Origin of the sequence: Flavobacterium pectinovorum (assembly GCF_900142715.1) — a bacterium.
GTDB lineage: Bacteria > Bacteroidota > Bacteroidia > Flavobacteriales > Flavobacteriaceae > Flavobacterium > Flavobacterium pectinovorum.
The window spans coordinates 407,494-431,942 of the sequence record NZ_FRBX01000002.1 but is presented as its reverse complement, the minus strand read 5'-3'; the positions used below and the strand labels follow the sequence as shown (position 1 = coordinate 431,942).

Below are 24,449 nucleotides of genomic sequence, written 5' to 3'. Positions count from 1 at the left end.
ATTTCATCCAAAGAAACCTTATTACTTCTAAGTTTTTTCTTAAGTAAAAGATAAATAAAACTTAATATTTAGAATTTAGAATATGTTTAGATTAGTTTTTTTCGCCACGAATTCACGAATCAATTTTGAAATAATTCGTGAATTCGTGGCTATCATTTTAGATACGTTTATTCCTCAAACAATTCCATCAATTCTAGAGCTCGTTTTATTGATTTTACATTCTCAAAAGTTAAGAGCAAACGTAGTCCGTTTACGGTTTGTTTTTCTTTCATTTTGCAGAGAGAACTATGCTTTTGAATAAATTGTAAAACGTTTCTGAACTTAGACGATTGATAATAATCTGATTGCTGATCTGAAACAAAATAACCAATCATTTTGCCTTGTTTCAAGACTAATTTTTCAATTCCCACTTTCGTAGCAATCCATTTTATACGGATGCTATTTAGTAGTGCTGTTGCTTGTTTTGGCAATGGGCCAAAACGATCAATTAATTTTCTTTCATATTCCTGTAATCCGGCTTCATCTTTTATGGCACCCAATTCGTTATATAAAACCAAACGTTCTGACACATTATTAATGTATTCATCTGGAAATAAAAGCTCAAAATCGGCATCGATTTGAATGTCTTTTACGTATTCTTTGGTGTCGATATTATTTTCTTCCGGATATAAATCTTTGAATTCGTTTTCTTTTAATTCTTCGATAGCTTCGTTCATGATTTTTTGGTACGTATCAAAGCCAATTTCATTGATGAAACCACTTTGTTCGCCACCTAATAAATCTCCCGCACCACGAATTTCAAGATCTTTCATGGCAATGTTGAAACCGCTTCCCAATTCACTAAATTGTTCCAAAGCCTGAATACGTTTTCTCGCATCTTCGGTCATAGAAGAATATGGCGGACAGATAAAATAGCAGAATGCTTTTTTGTTGCTTCGTCCTACTCGACCACGCATTTGATGCAAATCTGAAAGTCCAAAATTATTGGCATTATTGATAAAAATCGTGTTGGCGTTTGGTACATCCAAACCACTTTCGATAATTGTTGTTGCTACCAAAACATCAAAATCTCCGTTCATGAAAGCCAACATTAATTCCTCTAGTTTGGCTCCATCCATTTGTCCGTGACCAATTCCAACTCTGGCATTTGGTACCAAACGCTGAATCATTCCTGCCACTTCTTTAATGTTTTCGATGCGGTTATTGATGAAAAAAACTTGTCCGTTTCTTTGAATTTCATACGAAATCGCGTCACGAATAATCTCTTCATTAAAACCAACAACATTAGTTTCTATCGGATATCGATTTGGCGGAGGCGTTGTAATTACTGATAAATCGCGCGCAGCCATTAACGAAAACTGAAGTGTTCTCGGAATTGGTGTTGCTGTTAATGTCAGCGTGTCAACATTCGCAGCAATCGTTTTTAATTTGTCTTTTACGTTAACTCCAAATTTTTGTTCCTCATCGACAATCAATAAACCTAAGTCTTTAAAAACAACATTTTTGTTAACCAATTGGTGTGTTCCGATGACAATATCGAGTTTTCCTTCGGCTAAATCTTTTAAGGTTTGCGTTTTTTGTTTTGCTGTTCTAAATCGGTTTAAGTAACCAACAGAAACTGGCATGTCTTTTAATCTTTCTGTGAAAGTTCTGTAATGCTGATACGCCAAAATAGTTGTGGGAACCAAAACAGCAACTTGTTTACTGTTATCAACCGCTTTAAAAGCAGCACGAATCGCAACCTCTGTTTTACCAAAACCAACATCACCACAAACCAAACGATCCATCGGGCGATCGCTTTCCATATCGGCTTTTACTTCCTGCGTAGATTTGGTTTGATCCGGCGTATCTTCATAAATAAACGAACTTTCTAATTCGTTCTGCAAATAACTGTCTGGTGCAAATTGAAACCCTTTTTCCAATCGGCGTTTGGCATACAACTGAATCAAGTTAAATGCAATATGTTTGACGCGCGCTTTGGTTTTTTGTTTTAAAATTTTCCAGGCGTTCGATCCTAGTTTATAAATTTTTGGTGGCGTTCCGTCTTTTCCGTTGTATTTGGAGATTTTATGAAGCGAGTGAATGCTCACATACACAATATCATTATCGGCATAAACCAATTTTATGGCTTCCTGCGTTTTGCCTTCCACCTGAATTTTCTGCAGTCCGCCAAACTTTCCAATTCCGTGATCAATGTGCGTTACATAATCGCCAACCGAAAGTGCGGTTAATTCCTTCAGCGTAATATTTTGCTTTTTAGAATAGCCGTTTTTGATGTTGAATTTATGATAACGTTCAAAAATCTGGTGATCTGTATAAGCCGTTATTTGATTTTCTTCGTCAATAAAACCCTGGTAAAGAGGTAGTACAATAGTATTATACTGTTTTCTGATGTTTTCAGAATTAGCTTCATCAAGCGATTCAAAAATATCATGAAAACGTTTTGCCTGCGTTTCATTCGAACAGAACAAATAATTTTTATATCCGTTAAAATGATTTTCGCTCAAATTATTCAGCAATAAATCAAATTGTTTATTGAAGGATGGCTGAGGCTGAAAATGAAATTCGAATTTTTTTGTCGTTTTAAAAATGGGTTTTGAAGCCAATTCTACAATCGAAAAATCCAAAGCTCGTTTAATAAACGAACTCTGATTTAAAAATAATTGTTCGGGCGTTGCATGTTTTATTTCTCCTGAAAGTTTTTCAAAAGCTTCTTCTGCCCTTGCAAATTGTTTGTCTAACTGACTAAAAAGTCCGTCGGTATTTTGAATGAAAATAACTGTTTTCTCGGCAATATAATCTAAAAAGCTTTCACGGTTTTCCTGAAATATCTTGTTTTCAACATTCGGGATAATCGTAATTTTTTTATGTGTTTCGACAGACAATTGTGTTTCGACATCAAAGCTTCGGATACTGTCTACTTCGTTACCAAAAAACTCAATTCGGTACGGATGATCGTTTGAAAAAGAAAAGACGTCGACAATTCCTCCACGAACCGAAAATTCTCCTGGTTCTGTAATAAAATCAACTCTTTTAAATTCGTATTCAAATAAAACTTCGTTGATAAAATCAATCGAAATTTTATCGTTTAAAGCCACTTTCAAAGTGTTTTTATCTAATTGCTGACGCGTAACTACTTTCTCAAAAAGAGCTTCAGGATACGTAACAATGATGGCTGGTTTTTTTCTGGAATTTATTCTGTTTAAAACCTCAGCACGAAGCAAAACATTGGCATTATCTGTTTCGTCAACCTGATACGGACGACGAAATGAAGCGGGATAAAACAATACATCCTGCTCGCCAATCATTTGTTCTAAATCATTTAAATAATAAGCCGCTTCTTCTTTATTGTCTAAAACAACTAAAAAAGGCAATTCGGTTTTTTTGAAAACTCCGCGGATTATAAACGAAACAGCCGATCCTAACAATCCGCTAAGATGCATTTTTACCTGATTCTGTTCCAGTAATTGTGTGGCAATCTGCTGTGTTTTAGGCAAATTGTCATACGTAGTATATAAGGCGTTTTTACTCAACTTTTGGTGAATTTTGATCTATATTTCGTGGCGGCGGCATTATGGGTGCTGCTGTTGTGTTCGGAATGGCACGTGTTGTATCTAACATTCTCAGGAAATCCTCTTCTCCTTGTTCTTTCGGAATCTTACTTTTCTCTACAATTTTGTCAAATTGTCTTTCTAAAGAAACCATTTCCTTATTTATTTCTCCAATTAAAAAAGTAACCTTTTCATCCGGAATTTGATTTAAATGAATAAATAAATCCATCATTTTGACTTTGGTAATCAAAATAGAAATTCGGCTTTTTATTTGTGGCTGATTAAATTGCGCTGGAATATTGTTGTTTAAAGCCATCGCTTTTTTTGAAATTGCTGCTGATTTTTTTTGAAACGCACCAATTGTCTTTCTCGGTTTCTCTCCAATTTCTTTTAAAAAATCACGCCATTCAGTCCATTCTCTTTCATTTTTTTCGGAAACTTCATTGATCGGTTCATCAATAAAAACCCAAGCTTTATTAATATTATCGAAGATTTTTTCTTTCTTTTTTGCTTCTTTTTTGTTCTCAGCAAGACGTTTTTCGTTTTCATCCTGACAAGAATTCAACACAAAAATTAAAAGTAAAAAAAGAGATATTTTATATTTCATTTGGCAAAACATTAAGCTACAAAGTTACAAAGTAAATTTACAATTACGAATTCTGATTTTCATCACAAATACTAAACTTTAACTACTATTTAATAGCCACGAATTCACGAATTTTATTCATTTATTAATCAACCAAGAAAAAGAAAATTCGTGAATTCGTGGCAAATGCGCTTTAACAGGTTCAGCGAATAATCTAAAAAACAAACTTCATTATTGTTAATTTTATAATTTAATGGTATAAAAAATAAAATTATTTGCGAAAACGTTATATTTGCAAGACTAAATCTTCATAAATGAATCCAAAAATATTGATCATTGGCGCTTGCGGTCAGATTGGGACAGAGTTGACTCAAAAGCTGCGTAAGTTATACGGAACAGAAAATGTAATTGCTTCTGATATTCGAAAATTAAATACCGACGTTGTAAATTCAGGGCCTTTTGAAGTGGTCAATGCTTTAGATTTTAATCAAATTGAGCATCTTGTTGAAATACATCAAATTACTGATATCTATTTGATGGCAGCTCTTTTATCGGCTACAGCTGAAAAAAATCCGGCTTTTGCATGGGATTTAAATATGAATTCTCTTTTTCATGTTTTGAATCTGGCGAAAGCAAAAAAAATAAAAAAGATTTTCTGGCCATCAAGTATTGCCGTTTTTGGTCCTACAACTCCAAAAGAAAATACACCTCAATACACCATAATGGAACCTTCAACGGTTTACGGAATCAGCAAACAAGCGGGTGAAAGATGGTGTGAATATTACCATAATATTTATGGTGTTGATGTTCGCAGTATTCGTTATCCTGGTTTAATTAGCTGGTCTACTCCTCCGGGCGGTGGAACTACAGATTATGCGGTTGATATTTTTTATAAGGCTATCGCAGATAAAAAATACGAATGCTTTTTATCTTCCGAAACCAAAATGCCAATGATGTATATGGATGATGCGATTGAAGCGACCATCAATATCATGAAAGCTCCTGCTGAAGATATCAAAATACATTCGTCATACAATTTGGCTGCAATGAGTTTTACTCCAACTGAAATTGCTGCTGAAATTAAAAAACATATTCCTGAATTTGAGATTACTTATGAACCGGATTTCCGCCAGAAAATTGCGGACAGCTGGCCGGCAAGTATTGATGACCGTTCTGCAAGAGAAGACTGGAACTGGAAACATACCTTTGATCTTGAATCTATGACAAAAGATATGATTGAACATTTGAGTTAAGCTCCAATATTCATCAACCCTTTAAGGCGTGATAATCTGAAAGTAATTCTTTAGATTATCACGCTTTTTTTATGAAAGATATTTTAAAGATAATTATTCGATTGCATAATTTCTTATTTTTGGCTGTATCAGAATAAATTCAAATTTATCTAAAATCATCAATCAAATCACAACAAAAACGTTAATCAAATGACAAATTCTTATCATCCTATCGAACAAGGCAAAAGAACTGCTATTGTCGATATTCTTCGTGGCTGGGCTATATTAGGTGTAGTTATTGGCAATTATTGCGGTCTTCCGCACATTAGTGTGCCAAATGAAACCAATAGTGTTTTATCTGAAATATTATCTAAGTTTGATCAGTTTTTTTTCGCAGGAAAATCATGGACTTTATTAACCATTTTATTTGGCTATGGCTTTGCTATTTTAATTAATAATGTCACCGAAAAGGGTAAAAACCCTGTTACTTTTTTTAGCTGGCGAATGTTTTTGCTTTTTATACTGGCTTTTATTCATTCTGCTTTTTGGTTTGGGGACATATTAAAAGATTATGCTTTTTTAGGACTTGTACTATTGCTTTTTTATAAATGTTCGGCAAAAACATTAGGTATTATTTCTGCTGTCCTTATTCTTATTATTCCTTTTGTAATGGCTTACATCAAAAGCTTTAATTTTGAAAGAATAGACATTATTTCAAATCCTGAATATTTAAAATTGTATTATTCCGGAAACTGGCTGGAGTTTTTTAAATTTAATTTATTGGCTTCTTTTTACCAACAAATCATTGCTCCAGGCTATGCCATTACCGCCCATGTTGTAATGCTCGGCTGTATGCTTTTTGGGGTTATGCTTCAAAAATTAAACTTTTTTGACAGGTTAAACGAAATGAAAAAACTTTTGAAATATGTACTTATAAGCAGTTTAGTTATTGCCGTTATAATTGGTGTTGTTTTCTTCGTCGCTATTGAATACAAAGCGGGTTTTCTTAAATTTTTCCACCCGTATTTCTGGCTAATTTTAAGTACAATGGTTTTTATTGCAACCGGAATTACGCTGTTATTCGTTAATGGAAAACTCAAAACGATTTTCAGTTATTTTAGTGCTGGCGGCAAAATGACTTTGACCAATTATATTGCTCAAAATATTCTGGCGGCTCTTATTTTTTCCGGAATTGGTTTGGGAATCAAAGCTACAATGCCCTATTGGTTTTTCTTTGCACTGGCTATTTTTGTCTTTATTCTTCAATTATTTATAAGTAAATGGTGGTTGTCTAAATACAATTACGGACCAATTGAATGGCTTTGGAGATGTGCCAGTTATCGAAAATTATTTCCGTTTAAGAAGAAAAAACAATCGGAAATTATTTCGGAAGTAAGAACAGTCTAAAACAAGAAATGCTGAATTTATTTCGAGATTTTTTTATCTCATATTTTGATTTCACATAATGTTATAAAAATTGATTTTCTGATTATTTTCTTACATTTGAATACATTAAACCAAAAGCATTTTATACCAAAAAACCATTTTAATTTATGACAAATTCATTTCAGCCCGTTCAGGAAGATAAAAGAACCGCTATTGTTGATATTTTAAGAGGCTGGGCTTTATTGGGAGTTGCAATAGGAAATTATGTTGATTTCCGCTACATTGGATTAGAACGGTTTATCATGAAAAAAGGCATTTTTTCTGAGATTATCAGTTATTTCAATCTTTATTTTTTTTCTGCTAAATCCTGGACTTTGTTAAGCATTTTATTTGGCTACGGATTTGCAGTTCTTATTAATAATGTTGCAGAAAAAGGTAAAAATCCTGTTTCCTTTTTTTGCTGGAGAATGTTTATTTTATTTCTTTTTGCTTTTATAAATTCTGCTTTTTGGCTGGGCGATATCTTAAAAGATTATGCTTTTTTAGGGTTGTTACTTTTGTTCTTTTACAGAAGTTCTCCAAAAACAATTTTAATAACTTGCGGAATACTTCTTTTATCTGTTCCGTTTCTTAGCGCTTATATTAATTCGATAAAACAAACATTACCCGATGTACAGTCTACGGCTAAATATTTAAAACTATTTTATTCTGATAATTGGCTGGATGTATTTCAATTTAACTTACTGGGAACTTATTATCAGGAAATGATTAGTCTTCGTTATGCTGTTACGGTTCATGTTGTGATGTTTGCTCTTATGCTTTTAGGTTTTTATGCCCAAAAAATTAACTTTTTTAATCGTTTACCTGAATTTAAAAAACTATTAAAAAGAACTTTTTTAATTACGTTAATTCTGGCCATAATTGCAGGTGCTCTTTTTGAAATTGCAATTAAGCAGAAAATAATTTTCACGGTTTTTCATCCCGTTTTGTGGATCATAATAAATACGATGCTTTGTATTTCGTCTGGAATTTGTTTGTTGTATACCAACGGAAAACTGAAAACAATTTTTAGTTATTTTAGAGTAAGCGGTAAAATGACGCTGACCAATTATCTGATGCAAAATATTATTGCGTGTTTTCTTTTCTCAGGAATTGGTTTCAAAATTTACAATACACTGCCTTATTGGTTTTACTTTTTCTTGGCTGTTTTTGTTTTTACAATTCAGTTGTTTATAAGCAAATGGTGGCTTTCAAAATTCAATTATGGCCCGGTTGAATGGCTATGGAGAGTATTAAGTTACAGAAAAATGTTTCCTTTAAAAAAGAATAGACAAAATGATATTGTAACTGATATAAAACCTGTTTTATAGATTCATTACTGAATAGAAAAGCCCTTAAAAAATTAATTTTAAGGGCTTTTGTTATTTTATCAAGTAAATTATTTCACTTCAAAAACATTATTGGGAGCTTTTATATCAGCCATTAATCCGCTTGGATCAATTGTGATTTTTTTGATTGCTTCTTTGTTTTTATCGATTGCAAAACTATAGTTTGACTGTGCCCAAGCCCAATCTTCTAAAACGGTTCTTTTTTCGTTTGGATTTGGATTCGGTTTGATGAAATTCATCATTCTTAACGGAATGTAGAAGTTTTCAGAAGTTCCGTCTGTATATTCTACTTTTAAATCTATTGGCATTGGCATTCTTCCAATTCTTTCCAGAGTAACCGTTGTTTTTCCTGCATTATCAGCAACATCTTTTATGCCGTAATCAATTGTATTGGCTGTTTGAGCCCAGTCGATTAAATACCAATCTAACTCAGCTCCTGAAACTCTTTCTGCCGATCTTTTGATATCATTTGGAGTTGGGTGTTTGAATTTGAAATCATTAAAATATCTTTTTAAAGTAGCGTCAAGATTTTCTTTTCCAATTACATATTCTAATTGCGATAAAAAGATACTTCCTTTTATATAAGATGAAATACTATAAGGTCTGTTTTCATCGTAACGATCACCATGTGTTGTTTGTGGCTGCTCTTTTCCTGATTGAACCAATTGATAATAAGCAGCATAATTTCCTTTAAACGGATTTACTTCTTTTTTATCTCCTTTTAATTCATTCAAAGCGCTATCTTCAATATAGGTTGTAAAACCTTCATCCATCCATGGGTGTTTAGATTCGTTTGAAGCTAAAATATGCTGAAACCAGGAATGTCCTAATTCATGTGTTGCAGTTCCCAGAATTCCTTCCAGCGTTCCGTTTCCTAACATTAGCGTACACATTGCATATTCCATTCCGCCATCTCCACCTTGAATAAATGAATATTGTTTGTATGGATATTGTCCAACTCTGTGATTGTAATACTCCATAACTTTCACCATTAGAGGTTCTAATTGTTTCCAGTTTGCGGTTGTTTTTGGATTGTTTTTGTAGAAGAAATGCAAATCGACATCATTTGGTCCTTTTACAATATCGTGCGTATATTCTTTATCAGCCGCCCAGGTAAAATCATGAACATTTGGCGCTATAAAATGCCACGTTAATGTTTTTGCCTTTTTAGGATATGTAACCGTTACACCGGCATCTTCGTAACCGTGACCAATTTCGTTTTTATCCTGCAAATATCCTGAACCTCCAATAGTATACTCTTTATCGATTGTAATTTTTACATCAAAATTACCCCAAACACCGTGAAATTCTCTGGCAATGTATGGATCTGCGTGCCAGCCTTCGAAATCAAATTCGGCTAATTTTGGATACCATTGCGACATTGACAATTCAACTCCTTCAGAATTATTACGTCCTGAACGACGAACTTGTACGGGAACTTGTCCGTCAAAATCTAATGTAAAAGTTGATTTAGAATTTGGTAAAATTGGTTTCGCCAAAGTTACTTCCAGAATTGTTCCTGAAACTCTTGTTTGGGCCGAAACACCATCTTGTTTAAGATTGTTAATTTTTAAAAAACCGATTTCATTTGGTTTTAAAGTTTCAATTCTGCTTTGTTTTACATCTTTTCCATCAGCACCTTTTATTTTATTGACCATTCTTCCGTCCGGATCTTTTATAAAATGAAGGCGGGCATCCATTTCACTTCCTGGCTGAAATGCATTTGGAAATAAATGATAGAACACCTTTCTTAAAGTATCAGGAGAATTATTGGTATAAACCAATTCTTGTTTTCCTTTGTACTGATAGTTTTTTACATCCATCGAAACCTCCATTTTATAATCGGCATGTTGTTGCCAATACGGAGCGCTTTGTGCAAAAGCTGAGTTTAAACCAAAACTCAAAAAAGAAAGTAGAATAATTTTATGCATGATTTTTATAATAAAAAATGGAAGAGTTCGCACTCTTCCACTGGATTAGTATATTTATGGTATTATTTTTTAGACATTTTTTCAGCCATTAATAATGCATTGTAAGCATTTACCATTTTAGCTGTTTTTGATGACTCTGCTGCTGGTTTTATTTCGCTATTTTCTCCCAAAGCAACTGTTCCAGGAAGTGCAACTCCTGAATCCATTAAAATTTGTTTTACTTGTGAAGCTTTTAATTTTGGATAATATGATCTAATTAAAGCAGCAACTCCGGCAGCATTTGGTGATGCCATCGATGTTCCTTGCAAGTATTTGTATTTATTGTTTGGAACGGTTGCATAAATTTCTTCACCCGGAGCAAAAACATCTACATTTATTTTTCCGAAGTTAGAAAAATTAGCAATTACGCTTTCTCCATAAGATTTATTAATGGCTCCAATAGTAATTACATTATCTGAAAATTCTTTGATGTTATCTTCTGAATCATTTGGATAGTTAATGTTTTTTGTTTCGTCGATATTATAACCGTCATTACCAGCAGCGTGAACAATTAAAACATCTTTTTTCTTAGCATATTTTATGGCATCGTAAACCCATTGTTTGTGCGGAGAAAAGCTTTTTCCGAAACTTCCGTTGATTACTTTTGCTCCGTTATCCACCGCATAGCGAATGGCCAATGCGATATCTTTATCGTACTCATCCCCATCAGGAACGGCTCTTACGGTTAAGATTTCAACATTTGAAGCAACTCCGTCTCCGCCTAAATTATTACCGCGAATTTGCGCAATAATTCCTGCAACGTGTGTTCCGTGAAGTGCTTTTTCTTTGTCCGGACCAAAAACAATATTATTACCATAATGATTGTCTTTAATGTCTTCAGGATTATCTCCTACAACTTTTCTCCCGTCAAATTCTTTATTTAAGTTGTAATTTAACTGATCGTAAACTTGTTCTCTGTATTCTTCAAAATCAGCTTCAGGATCAAAAGTTGGCCCTGCATTTGTAAAAACCTGAGTCATGATCATTTTACTTCTTGTCACTTTTGGGTCTGTAGAAGTAATAGCGCTTAGATCTTCAACTTTGTAAGTTGTTTTATTTAACTCTTTTTTAATCGTTGCGTGAACATCTAATAAAAAATCTACCTGTTCTTTATCTTTTAATGCTTTCTCGTATTTTTCAGTATACTGAGCTAATGCATTTTTGTATTCAGCAGATCCGTCATCTTTCTTTTTGATGATACGGGTCATTTCAAGATTTTCAGCGACAGCATTTCCAAGGAAATTCCATCCGTGAACATCATCTATAAATCCGTTTTTATCATCATCGATTCCGTTACCAGCAATTTCTTTAGGATTTGTCCAGATCATTCCTTTCAAATCTTCGTGCTCAATATCAACACCAGAATCAACGATACCTACAATTACTTTTTTACCTGTTTTTCCTTGTAATAATTCGGCATAAGCCTTATCAACACTCATTCCCGGAATAGAATCTTTGATTAAATCAAGATGACTCCATCTTTTTAATTCATTTTCGGTAACCGGAGTTTTTTTAACAACCGCTAAAGGAGCTGTAATAAATTCTTTAGAAGTTGAAACTTGCGCTTGCATAGTAGCGCTGCAACCTGCTAAAACAAGTAATGCAAAAGCAGATAATTTGAGAGGTTTTATATGACTCATGTATCTATATTATAAATGTAAAGTTAAAAGATGGGTCTAAATTATACTTTTTTGTTACAAAAAACTAACTGTTAACACTGTGTTATGATTTATTTGTAGCAATTTAGATGCTTTTTTAATGTAAAAGAAAGCTTTTATTTACATTATCTCTTTTTGTTGGAATTTAAAACAAGCCATACAGCTTGTAAACTTAAATTCAATTAATCTTTTCAATTCGTTTTTACCTAATAAAACTTCAATTCTTATTTGTATACTTGTACTGCCTAAAATCAAATGCAATTTGGTAGTATAAAACTACTTATGCTGCTTTTATTTTTAAAGCAAGATCAACAATTCCGGCTTTGTCAAATTTGCAGAAAAAAATATATTTAAATCAAAAAACGATACTTTCTAATAACCCAGAACTATATGAGAAAAACTTTACTCTTAATTTTATTTCTATTCTTATCAAATTTTTCAATTTATGCGCAATATACGCTGATCCCGGATATTAATTTTGAGAAAAAATTAATCTCTTCAGGAATTGATTCTGGTGTTACTGACGGACAAGTACTTACGTCTAAAATTTCAAAATTAACAGTTTTAGATGTACATAATAGTTCTATTACTGATTTAACAGGTATTCAGGACTTTGTTAGTTTAGTAACCCTTAGCTGTGCTGAAAATAACGTTACAACATTAGATATTACGAAATTAACAGCTTTGACCTCTTTGTCAGCTTCCTCTAATAAGTTAACTACAATTGATCTTTCAAAGAATATTAACCTGAATTGGTTAGATCTTCAAAAAAATGAGTTAGTTAGTTTAGATGTCACTAGCAATACTGCCTTAAAAACCTTTTATTTTGGTACTAATAAAATTACAAGTATAGATATTTCTAAAAATGTATTGTTGACCGATGTTTACAGTTCATTTAGTCCAATAACAAGTTTAGATGTTACTAGTAATACAGCATTGAAAAGTCTAATCTGCTCGAATCCAACATTAACGGCATTAGATCTTTCTAAAAATAAGGAGTTAATTACTTTTGATTGTTCAGGTTCACGAATCAAAAGCATCGATATTTCTAATTGTCCAAAATTAACTTCATTCAAATGTAATGATGTGTCTTCTCTGACTTCTTTAAACTTAAAAAACGGCAATAATGTCAATTTTACTATTTTTGATATAAGACGAGATTATGGACTTTCATGTGTTCAGGTAGATGATCCAATATATTCTAATCGTTATTGGCTAAGTTTAAAAGAAGCTACATCTGTTTTTAGTACGAATTGTTATGGTTATACAGCAATTCCTGACTCAAAATTTGAGGATAAATTAATTGCTCAGGGAATTGATAAAGATGGAAAAAACGGAAAAGTACTGACATTTAATATTTCAAGAGTTGGATCGCTTGATATAGCATCGAGTTCTATTGCAGACTTAACGGGAATCGAAGATTTTGCTGATTTACAAGTTTTGTATTGTCCATCTAATCAACTAACAAATTTAAATCTTTCTCAAAATCTAAAATTGTTTAATATCGATGCGTCTTCAAATAAGCTAACTAATCTGGATATTAAAAATAATATTGCTTTGACGGATCTAAAAGTGGATTCGAACGAATTGACTGGACTTGATATGTCAAAAAATTTAGCATTGGTTAATTTTTCGAGTGCTTCTAATCAAATAACGCAATTAGATTTTAGCTTAAATTCTTCTTTAAAAAGTTTAAACTGTTCCAATAATAAATTGACAGATTTGAATTTAAAGAATAACAACAATACTATTTTAAAAACGATTGATTTAAGAACAAATCCATCTTTAAGCTGTATTCTGGTAGATAACAAAGCATATTCTGATGCAAATTGGGGAGCCAAGAAAGATGCTTCGGCAAATTTTAATCATTCTACTTGCGATCTTTATACTTTAATTCCAGATGTTAAATTTGAAACTAAATTAATTGCTCTTGGTATTGATTCGGGCAGTATCGACGGGAAGGTGCTTACTGCAAGTATTAATACAATAACAACTCTGGACGTATCTTCGAGTTCAATTAGTGATTTAAAGGGAATTGAAAATTTTACCTCTTTGAAAAAGTTAATCTGTTTTGAAAACAGTATAAGTATTTTAGATCTTTCTCAAAATTATGATCTGACTTATTTAGACTGTGATAAAAATGATCTGATTTTTTTAAATCTTTCTAAAAACACTTTATTAACAGATTTAATCTGCAGCAATAATAATTTAACTTCTATTGATGTTTCTCAGAATGTGAATCTTATTAATTTCGATTGTGCAAGCAATCAGTTTTTGAATATTAATGTATCTAAAAACACAAAACTGCTTAGTTTTAATTTTAATGGGAATCAATTAAAATCATTAGATATTTCTAAGAATACTGTTTTAACAACTTTAGACTGTGGAGGCAATCAATTTGCGGTATTGGATTTTTCAAAAAACACCACTCTGATCAATTTAAATTGTAACAGAAATAAACTTGAATACCTGAATTTGAAAAACGGAAAAAACAATCTTCTGATTGAACCTGATTTCAAAAACAATCCAAAACTGGCTTGTATTTTAGTAGACAATGCTTCTTATTCTGACACAAATTGGGCAGATTCAAAAGAGAGTATTGCAAGCTATAATGAAGTTACTTGCTCTGTTTTAATTCCGGATTCTTATTTTGAAGATAAATTAATTCAACTGGGCATTGATAAAGATGGTAAAAATGGTCAGATTGCCATATCAAGCGTTTTGGGTGTAACTTCTTTAAATGTGGCAAGCAGCTTAATATCTGATCTTACAGGAATTCAAAGTTTTAAAGATTTGAATATTTTAAATTGCGGCGGTAATATCTTGACAACGATCGATTTGTCAAAAAATACCAATTTAACAGAACTGAGCATTCCATCGAACAAACTGACAAATCTGGATCTTTCTAAAAACACTGCTTTAACAAAATTAACCTGTTATTCTAATTCTTTTACAAATCTTGATTTTTCGTCAAATACTGCTTTAACGACTTTATCTTGCGACAGAAATAAACTAACAAGTTTAAATGTGTCAAAAAATAAGATGCTGACTTATTTAGATTGTTCTCAAAATCAATTAGCGGCTTTAGATGTTACTCAGAATACGGCTTTAGTTAATTTAAATTGTTCTACAAATCAATTAACAAATCTCAATATTTCGAAAAACACGACATTAACATGGTTTCTTTGTAATTTGAACAAAATAGAAACTTTAGATGTTTCGGGTAATCTTGAGCTAAAACAATTATCCTGCACTGATAATAAATTAAAAAACCTGGATGCTTCTAAAAATATTGCTTTGACTATTTTTGAATGCAGTACTAACAATCTTGAATCTATAAATGTAAAAAACGGAAACAATAATAAAATAATAAGAGCTTCATTTGGATACAATCCTACCCTGAATTGTATTTTGGTTGATAATGCAGCCGTGGCTACTGCTAATTATGTTACATGGAAAAAAGATAAAGAAGCAACTTATTCTGATACTTTTTGTGATACTGCTTTTACATTGATTCCTGATTCTAATTTTGAAGATAAACTTATCGAATATGAAATTGATACTGATGGGAAAAATGGAAAAGTACTGACCAAAAGTATTGCATCAATTACTCAGTTATTTATTATTTCAAGTTCTATTTCAGATTTAACCGGTATACAAGACTTTAAAAGTCTGGAACTTTTAAACTGTGAAGATAATAAACTAACAAGTCTGGATGTGTCTAAAAACGTGTTATTAACTTCTCTTTACTGTGGAAAAAATAAATTGACAACTCTGGATGTTTCAAAAAACATTTTATTAAACGAACTAATTTGTGGAAATAATCAATTAACAAATCTGGATCTTTCTAGCAATCCGGATATGAACGCTTTGCGTTGCGATAATAATCAATTAAAAAATCTTGATTTTACTAAAAACACAAAACTTGGTACTTTATATTGTAATTCCAATCAGCTTGAAAGTCTGAATTTAAAAAATGGAAATAACATCGATTTATATGATACTAATTTTACGTCAAACCCAAAGTTAACTTGTATTCTTGTTGATAACGCCGTGTATTCGAATTATAACTGGAAAACAAGTAAAGATAATATTGCCGTTTACAGCACAACTCCTTGTCAGGCAGCTTACACATTAGTTCCTGATGTTAATTTCGAGAAAAAACTAATTGATTTAGGAATTGATACAGATGGAATAAATGGAAAAGTACTTACTTCGAGTATAAATACGGTGACAACCTTAAATGTTTCTTCTGCTTTTATTTCTGATTTAACCGGTATTCAGAGTTTTACAAATTTAGAATCTTTGAATTGCTCGTCAAATAAATTCAGTACTGTTGATCTTTCTAAAAATACAAAATTGACGTCGCTGATAATTAACAATAATTATGGTTTAAATCAATTAGATCTGACAGCAAATACCGCTTTAATTTCATTAGACTGTAATTCAAGTTACATATCTTATTTAGATCTTTCTAAAAATAAAGCATTAACCTTTATCGATTGCAGCAATAATAATTTGGTTAGTTTGAATTTAAAAAATGGTAACAATAAAAATTTAAATCTGAATTCTATATTTGTAAAGAATTCTAATTTAACTTGTATTATTGTTGATGATGAAACTTATGCTAATCAAAAGTGGTTAGACCTTAAAGACGGTACGGCCAATTATAGCTTAGACTGCATTAATTATACCTTAATTCCTGATAGTAATTTTGAACAAAAATTAATTTCATTAGGAATTGATACAGACGGACTAAACGGAAAAATTGCAACTTCAAATATTAGCAAAGTTACTTATCTTGATTTGTCTAACAGCAATATTAAAGACTTAACAGGAATTGAAAAATTTACTGCCTTAACTTATTTAGACTGTAATTTTAATCAAATAAGCAATATTAATGTCAGTCAAAATAAATTACTGACTAAGTTGTCACTACATGATAATCAATTAACAAGTTTAGACGTTAGTTCGAATAAAGACTTATATAATCTAACTTTTAGTTTAAATCAGATTAAAACTATCGATTTATCTCAAAATAAAAACCTGCACATTGTAGCTGCAGACAGAAATTTACTTAACAATATTGATGTTTCGGCAAATCCTGCTATTGAAATACTTTTTTGCGGAAGTAATAACTTAACAACAATTAATATTTCAAACCTTCCAAATTTAATAGCTTTGGAATGTTCTTTAAATAATATATCTGAACTAAATGTTTCTAAAAACAGCAAATTAGAAGATCTTTATTGCTATAATAATCAAATAAAAGCGCTGGATTTAAGAAATAATCCGGAATTGATACATTTAAGCGCTTCATCAAATCAATTGACGACATTGGATTTGTCTAATAACAAAAAACTTACACTGGCGCATGTTATTTTTAATCCGTTAATATCGTTAAATATTCAAAACGGAAATAATAAAAACTTTGCTTTACCATCAAATACTGGAAAAAAATCTGATTCCGGTTTATATACTACCTTTTTAGGTCTTACAACTCTTAGTTGTATTCAGGTTGATGATGCAGCTTATTCAAATGCAAATTGGTCGAATATTAAAGAATCAACTACAACTTATGCAAATACTTGTAAAACATTAGGCGTTGATGATACTGTTTTTACCAAAGCCACAATTTATCCAAATCCAACAAATGGAGAAGTAAATATTAGCAATATCATTTTAGAGAAAGCGAATGTTTTTAATGAATTAGGGCAATTAGTAAAAACATTTTCTTTAGATCCAAATAACACAAATAATACAATCAATTTATCTGGATTGCCAAAAGGTGTTTATTATATATACCTGATCAATGGTGATGTAGCATCTGCTAAAAAAATCATAGTAGAATAATTGAATTCTTTAAGCTAAAAAGTCCCATTTTCATTTACTTGAAAATGGGACTTTTTTTACTTTAATATCTTCTAAGCTAACATTTCTCATCTATATTTTACAGTTGATTTATCTTTAAATCAACACGTTAAGCACAATCAAAAAGATAAAAAATTATTTATTTTTTAATACGGGATCCCGTAATAAAACCCCAATTGTAATTCGTATTCTTGTATTTCCAAAACCATAAATGTAATCTATGAAAACAAAACTACTCTTGTTGCTATTATTAGCAAATTTTTCTTTTTATGCGCAGACCAATTTAGTCCCAAATGGAAACTTTGAAATTTGGTCTTCATCCTCGCAGCCAGACAATTGGTATCGTTATTTTAGTGGATTTGTTTCTCAGAGCACAACAGCTCAAAATGGTTCATCAAGTGTCAATGTAAGTATTGTTACCGGAACTTTCAATTACATTAACAGCGAATATTTTCCTGTTACGGCAAACAAAACCTATCGTGTAACTTTATACCATAAGATTTTAAGAGGAGCTTTGTCTTCTGTTGATTTGAGTTTATACCATAAACCAAGTACTTTCAAAGAAGAAATAATTAAAAAATCTGATGTTACTTTTTCTTCTACAGAGTGGAGAAAAATTGAATTTGATTATACCCCGACTGTTTCAGAAAACATTGAAGTAGATATCTACGCTAACGGCTCTGCAAATTCTGAAGTTTTAATTGACAATGTTTCTGTTGTAGATGTTGCGGATATTCCTTTGCAATATACTTTGATTCCAGATATTGAATTCGAAAAAAAATTAATCTCTTTAGGTATTGACAGCGGTGCAACAGATGGAAAAGTATTAACATCGAAAATTCAAACCGTTAAATCATTAACAGTCGATACCAGAGTAGTTTCTGATTTAACAGGAATTCAGGATTTTACAGCTCTGGAAACATTGTCTGCAACTGGAGGTAATTATTATTATCCCACTGCAGAAGCTGATGGTTTATTAAAAACATTAGATGTCTCTAAAAACACTAACCTAATATCTTTAAATTGTTCCATAAATAAATTGACCAGTTTAGATGTTTCTAATAATAAAAAACTAACAACATTAGATTGCGGAGAAAATAAAATAGCTGTAATTAACATAACTAACAACCCTAATCTGCAAAAATTATCCTTAGATAACACTTTAATCGATACAATTGATATTTCAAAACATCAGGCTTTAACAACATTCACTTGTTCAGGTACAAAAGTAACTTCTTTTGATGTTAGTAAAAATACAGGATTAAGTCTTTTAAACGTAAGCAATAACAAATTAACTACTTTAGATGTCTCTAAAAATACAAATCTATACGCCTTATATTGTGACTCTAATTCATTAACGTCAATTGATGTCTCAAAAAACCTGAATTTACTTCAGCTTAACTGTTTTATAAATCCATTGACAACTCTTGATTTGTCTAATAATATTTTATTAGATCGTGTTGATTTTTCTGATACAGAAATAGCAAATATAGATGTTACAAAAAACATCAATTTAACATCAATTTCTTGTGGAACAAAAAAGCTAACAAGCATTGATGTGTCTAAAAATTTAAAATTAAATTATTTTAATTGCAACTGGGGTCAGATTAAAACATTGGATTTATCTAAAAACACTAATTTAAATACAGTGATTTGTCAATACACTACCACATTAAGTGAAATAAACTTAAAAAACGGTAACAATACTAAAATTACAACTATAAATTTAATAGGAAACCCAAATTTGTATTGCGTACAAGTTGACGATGTAAATTATTCAACACAAAACTGGACAAAAAAAGATCTATACTTTAATTATACCTCAACAGCGTGTTCTGCGCCATCATATACACTTATTCCTGATAAAGAGTTTGAAAAAAGATTGATTGAGTTAGGTATCGATTCCGGTGAACCTGATGGAAAAGTGTTAACTCCAAGAATTGCTGCTGTAAAATCATTAAAAGTTGAGCCAACACTAGTTGCTGATTTAACTGGTATAGAAGATTTTACTGCATTAGAGGTATTAGAATGCAGAAACGGCTGTATTACAAGCAATGGCGGCGGTTGTGGAAAAATCACTAAACTGGACGTTTCTAAAAATACTGCATTAACACAATTATACTGTGAAGGTAATCAACTGACTAATTTAGATCTTAGCAAAAATACAAAGTTGAATAACTTGAACTGTTCTTCAAACAAGTTAACATCTTTAGACATTTCAAATAATACAGATTTGTATTATATAGATGTTTCTCGCAATGCCCTAACAGAATTGAATATATCTAACAATAAAAAGTTAGATCAAATTAGCTGTAAAAGTAATAAATTAAAAAATCTGGATGTTACAAACAACAAATTAGCTTTATTAGCTTGCAGCAACAATGAATTGACCAGTCTTAATCTTACTAATCAAAACAACTTAGTGCAGTTATATGTTGAAAATAATAAATTAACCGAATTAGACACAACTAATAAACCAAGTTTAGTTTACTTTAACTGCAGTGGTAATTTATTAACTAATATAAACATAACTGCATCAACAAACTTAATAGATCTAAATTGTTCAAATAATAAATTAACTAGTTTGGATGTTACAAAAAATATCAATCTGGTAATCCTTTCTTGTGGTACAAATACAATATCTGGCTTTGACATTTCTAAAAATTTAAAACTTAAGGAATTAGAATGCACATCGCTTCAATTAAATGAATTGGATGTTACGTTTTTACCTGAATTAAAAAAATTATCTGCTGGTGATAATAATTTATCTACTATTGATTTATCTAAAAATTTAAAATTAACTGAGGTTAATTTATTTCAAAATCAACTTACTGAAATAGATGTAACAAAAAATCTTTTATTATCTAATTTACTGGTTCCAAAAAATAAGCTTACAGTTTTAAACACTGTAAATAATTTAGCGTTAGAATATGTTGATTTTTACAATAATCAGTTAACTACTTTTGATATATCAAAAAACAAAAAGGTACGTTACGTAAATTGTAACAATAACAAGCTTACCAGTTTAAATTTACAAAATGGCATAAAAGAACTTTACATCAATATTGATGTTCCTAATTACAAAAACAATCCAGATTTAAAATGTATTCAGGTTACTGACGCTAAATATGCCAAAACAAACTGGTCTTATTATGCAGATCCTAACGTTAGATTTTCTGAAGATTGTGCCGGACCTCTTACTCTTCCTGCAAATAATTTTACTGTAGAGGCAAAAGGAGAAACTTGTCTTGGTGAAAATAATGGCCAAATAAATATCACTGCCAAAGAAACTTATGCTTATGAGGCAAAAATTAACGGAAAAACATTAGCGTTTACCAATAACGCTTTGAATTATTCCAATTTAACTCCAGGAAACTACACTATTGCAATTACTATTCCTAACGAATTTTTTGAACAAAACTTTAATGTAACAATTAATAAAGCTGCTTCTGCTGCAGGAAAATCAACCGTAACTTCTAAAAATGTACAAGTTGAAATTATTGAAGGAACTGCTCCTTTTACAGTATATGTTGATGGTTCAGAACAGTTTCAGACAACTGATACAAACTTTAATGTAAACTTAGAAAAAGGCGGATTAATAGAGGTTGCAACAGCAAAAGCCTGCGAAGGTACTTTTTCTAAAAAAGTAAGTGTTTTGGAAGTTGGAGGTATTTTATCAGCATATCCAAACCCAACATCCGGAAAGTTTGAAGTTGAAATTCCAACGAGCAAAAATGAAGTTAAAATAGAGTTATACAATTTTGGAGGTCAATTAGTTTCGACTAAAGTTTACAATATCGAAAACGGAAAAGCACAATTAAATCTTGAAAATCAGCCTTCAGGAATTTATGCCGCCAAAATCTATTTCGAAACTCCAGAATACATTAAAATTATAAAAAAATAAAAATGAAGAATTTTATATACTTATCAATCATTAGTTTGCTTGTTTCAGCTTGTGGTGGCGGAAGCGATGACCCTGAAACCCCTAAAAATGAAGCGCCAACTGTACCCACTTTAGTTGCTCCAACAGATAATAAATTATGTGTAGACAATACCGTTAGCTTTCAATGGAATGCTTCTTCAGATGCTAATAACGACGCTATAACGTATCGCGTTGAGGTTGCAAAAGATAATTCATTCTCACAAATTGTAAAAACAGTTGAAGTTGCAACAAATAATACATCTATTACATTAGACAAAAATACTGCTCATTATTGGAGAATAAAAGCAACTGACAGTAAAGGCTTGTCAAGCATTTTTTCATCCACTTTTAAACTTTATACTTCTGGCGAAGCTGTAGTTAATCATTTGCCTTTTGCCCCTGAATTGGTTGAACCATCAATAAATCTAGTATTAACTACAGCAACTGCCACTTTACAGTGGAAAGCTACGGATGTTGACGCTACAGATGTTCTATCTTATGATGTGTATTTTGGAACAACAAATCCTCCTACAGCAAAAGTAAGCGAGAATACAAGTTCAACCTCATACGCTGTTACGCTTGAAGCCACAAAAGAATACTTCTGGAAAGTTGTTGTAAAAGATAATAAAGGAGGAGAAACTATTGGTCAGGTTTGGAAGTTTAAAACCAACTAACCATTTACAATTATAAACTAAAAAATCCCATTTCATGAATTTGAAAATGGGATTTTTTTTATGTTTTAAATTTCTTTACAAAATATCCTCGCAAGTAAAAACTTCTTTTAATCGAACACCTTTTTCGGTATGTTCTACCGTTATGATCTGATTGTGTGCATCGTGTTCCAGAAATAAATAGTAATTATGATCTGCAGCTGCGTTCAGGAACTTCGATTTTTCGGGCATTGTCAACAAAGGTCTTGTGTCATAACCCATTACATACGGTAACGGAATATGGCCGGCTGTTGCCAATAAATCGGCACAAAAAACTATTGTTGTGTCTTTGTATTTTATATGTGGAATCATTTGCTTTTCGGTGTGACCGTCAACGTAAAATATGTCAAATCCTAATTCCTTTGAATGTCCAAAATCAGTATTTGGTCTTTCAATAAAATTCAATTGTCCACTTTCCTGCATTGGTAAAATATTCTCTGATAAAAAAGAAGCTTTTTCACGAGCATTCGGTTTTGTTGCCCATTCCCAATGGTTTTCGTTGCTCCAGTATTTGGCATTTTTAAACGCTGACTTATATCCCGTTCTGTCCGAATTCCACTGAACACTTCCTCCACAATGGTCAAAATGCAAATGTGTCATAAAAACATCCGTAATATCATCTCGGTGAAAACCATATTTTGCCAACGATTTATCTATAGAATGTGAACCCCAAAGTGAATAATAACCAAAAAACTTTTCAGATTGTTTGTCTCCCATTCCGGTATCAATCAAAATCAGGCGATTTTCGTCTTCAATAAGCAAGCATCTCGCTGCAATATCAATTAAGTTATTGGCATCGGCAGGATTCGTTTTGTTCCAAATTGTTTTTGGTACAACACCAAACATAGCACCACCATCTAATTTAAAATTTCCGGATTCTATCGGGTAAAGTTTCATAAGAGTATTTTTCTAATTGAAAAACAAAACTAGGAAATCCAATCTCCTTATGCTAAGCATTCAATCATAATATTCTCAGGCATATATAAAATTATCCACAGATTTTTACGGGTTCTGCTGATTTTCACTGTGTTTTTTTATTCTCAGAAAGGCTTATAAAGCTTAGTTAATTAAAAAGAATCTGTGTAAATCAGTAAAATATGTTTAATCTGTGGCCCAAAATCAGTTATTCAAGCGTAATCGAAGAACTTCCCATAATTTCTTGTTTATCGAAGAAGTTGACAAAATAAGTTCCTTTTTGAAAATCATAATCATAAGAATTTAAAACTCCATAAACATTTGCAGGTTTTCCCTGAAAATCTACCGCTACAATAAAACTGTAAACAAGTGCTTTATCATTGTCAAATTCAACCAATTTATTTTCGCCCAGAACTTTGTTTTTCTGATCTAAAACCTGAACATAAAAAACCCTTTTTCCTGTTTTGGCAGCAGAATTTCCGTTAACAGAAAAACTTACTTTAAGTTTATCAGTATTTTTAGCTTTGTCTGTTTCAAGCTCTTTTCCAGATTTTTTTTCACGAAGAGCTACCACCTTAAATCCATTTAGAGATAACTTTGAAGCATCTTTTAAAATTGATTCTAACTTTCTTTGTTTAGAAATTAAAGTATCATTTTCAGCTTTTTGCTTGTACATTACAACATTCTGACTCTCAATTTCAGTTAATAAATTTTTATTCTGAGATTTTAGATTTGAAATTTCTACAATCTTAGATTCTAATGAATTTTTTAAATCTGATAATTGCTTACGATAAACCTCTATTTGTAAAGTAGATGGATTTCTGGAAATTTTTAGAATTTCGATTAAGTTTTCTACCTTTATTTTTTCCAGCTCCAATTCCTGAGATAAAGCTGTTTTTTCGAGAATCGCTACATCGTAAGCTAGTTTTAAAGTATTTAAAGAATCTAAAATATTCTTTTGCGCAAGTGCCTCAAGGCTCAATCTTAAGGCTTCATCACTTCTTCTTTTTATAGGTTTCTCTACAATTTCATATGATTCTTTACTTAAAATAAAAAGCGTAGACCCTAGCCCAAAAACTAAGAAGATTGCCAAAAGAACTTTAAACCAATTGTTTTTATTCTGTTTTTTCATAATTACTCACAATTTTCTGCAAAAATATCCTATAATTAACAACCTGCAATGCGTATAAATACCCATTTTTAACATTTTATCAGAATAATTGATAAGTAAATCTTACAAAAACATCATTTTTTCTTTTT

12 protein-coding genes are annotated in these 24,449 nt (G+C 31.3%); 6 read left to right on the top strand and 6 right to left on the bottom strand.

The window, feature by feature from the left end; genetic code table 11:
• Window positions 1-167: 167 nt before the first annotated feature.
• Together mfd and BUE22_RS08455 are read right to left on the bottom strand one after the other, a co-directional pair.
• Window positions 168-3,533, bottom strand: a complete 3,366-nt coding sequence (gene mfd, locus BUE22_RS08460; protein ID WP_073394571.1) for a transcription-repair coupling factor — start codon at window positions 3,531-3,533, stop codon at window positions 168-170.
• Window positions 3,526-4,158: a hypothetical protein gene (locus tag BUE22_RS08455; protein ID WP_073394570.1), complete on the bottom strand. Its 633-nt coding sequence runs from the start codon at window positions 4,156-4,158 to the stop codon at window positions 3,526-3,528. The genes mfd and BUE22_RS08455 overlap by 8 nt, the downstream gene beginning before the upstream one ends.
• A gap of 293 nt (window positions 4,159-4,451) precedes the next feature.
• Between BUE22_RS08455 and BUE22_RS08450 the strand changes: the two genes are divergently transcribed.
• The 3 genes from BUE22_RS08450 to BUE22_RS08440 all read left to right on the top strand — a co-directional run bounded on the left by BUE22_RS08450 (window position 4,452) and on the right by BUE22_RS08440 (window position 8,125).
• Window positions 4,452-5,390: an L-threonine 3-dehydrogenase gene (locus tag BUE22_RS08450; protein WP_073394569.1), complete on the top strand. Its 939-nt coding sequence runs from the start codon at window positions 4,452-4,454 to the stop codon at window positions 5,388-5,390.
• 189 nt (window positions 5,391-5,579) lie between these two features.
• On the top strand, window positions 5,580-6,776 hold the full coding sequence (locus BUE22_RS08445; RefSeq protein ID WP_073394568.1) for a DUF418 domain-containing protein: 1,197 nt from the start codon (window positions 5,580-5,582) through the stop codon (window positions 6,774-6,776).
• A 146-nt stretch (window positions 6,777-6,922) separates the two neighbouring features.
• Window positions 6,923-8,125, top strand: coding sequence for a DUF418 domain-containing protein (locus tag BUE22_RS08440; RefSeq protein WP_073394567.1), 1,203 nt, complete (start codon window positions 6,923-6,925; stop codon window positions 8,123-8,125).
• A 68-nt stretch (window positions 8,126-8,193) separates the two neighbouring features.
• Here the strand turns inward: BUE22_RS08440 and BUE22_RS08435 are convergent, their stop codons facing one another.
• Both BUE22_RS08435 and BUE22_RS08430 read right to left on the bottom strand, forming a co-directional pair.
• Window positions 8,194-10,074: a M1 family metallopeptidase gene (locus tag BUE22_RS08435; protein WP_073394566.1), complete on the bottom strand. Its 1,881-nt coding sequence runs from the start codon at window positions 10,072-10,074 to the stop codon at window positions 8,194-8,196.
• A 62-nt stretch (window positions 10,075-10,136) separates the two neighbouring features.
• The gene (locus BUE22_RS08430) at window positions 10,137-11,753 is read right to left on the bottom strand and encodes a S8 family peptidase (RefSeq protein ID WP_073394565.1); all 1,617 of its coding nucleotides are present in this window, start codon (window positions 11,751-11,753) and stop codon (window positions 10,137-10,139) included.
• A 408-nt stretch (window positions 11,754-12,161) separates the two neighbouring features.
• Here BUE22_RS08430 and BUE22_RS08425 point away from each other — a divergent pair, with 408 nt between their 5' ends.
• The 3 genes from BUE22_RS08425 to BUE22_RS08415 all read left to right on the top strand — a co-directional run bounded on the left by BUE22_RS08425 (window position 12,162) and on the right by BUE22_RS08415 (window position 22,238).
• Complete coding sequence (locus tag BUE22_RS08425; protein ID WP_073394564.1) at window positions 12,162-17,624, top strand: leucine-rich repeat domain-containing protein; 5,463 nt, start codon at window positions 12,162-12,164, stop codon at window positions 17,622-17,624.
• 238 nt (window positions 17,625-17,862) lie between these two features.
• The gene (locus BUE22_RS08420) at window positions 17,863-21,546 is read left to right on the top strand and encodes a T9SS type A sorting domain-containing protein (protein ID WP_073394563.1); all 3,684 of its coding nucleotides are present in this window, start codon (window positions 17,863-17,865) and stop codon (window positions 21,544-21,546) included.
• A gap of 2 nt (window positions 21,547-21,548) precedes the next feature.
• A complete protein-coding gene (locus BUE22_RS08415; protein WP_073394562.1) occupies window positions 21,549-22,238 on the top strand; it encodes a fibronectin type III domain-containing protein in 690 nt (229 codons plus the stop codon).
• Window positions 22,239-22,313: 75 nt separating this feature from the next.
• Here the strand turns inward: BUE22_RS08415 and BUE22_RS08410 are convergent, their stop codons facing one another.
• Both BUE22_RS08410 and BUE22_RS08405 read right to left on the bottom strand, forming a co-directional pair.
• The gene (locus BUE22_RS08410; protein ID WP_073394561.1) at window positions 22,314-23,171 is read right to left on the bottom strand and encodes an MBL fold metallo-hydrolase; all 858 of its coding nucleotides are present in this window, start codon (window positions 23,169-23,171) and stop codon (window positions 22,314-22,316) included.
• A 226-nt stretch (window positions 23,172-23,397) separates the two neighbouring features.
• Entirely contained in the window at window positions 23,398-24,321 is a 924-nt protein-coding gene (locus BUE22_RS08405; protein ID WP_073394560.1) for a hypothetical protein, read from the bottom strand.
• Window positions 24,322-24,449 lie beyond the last annotated feature (128 nt).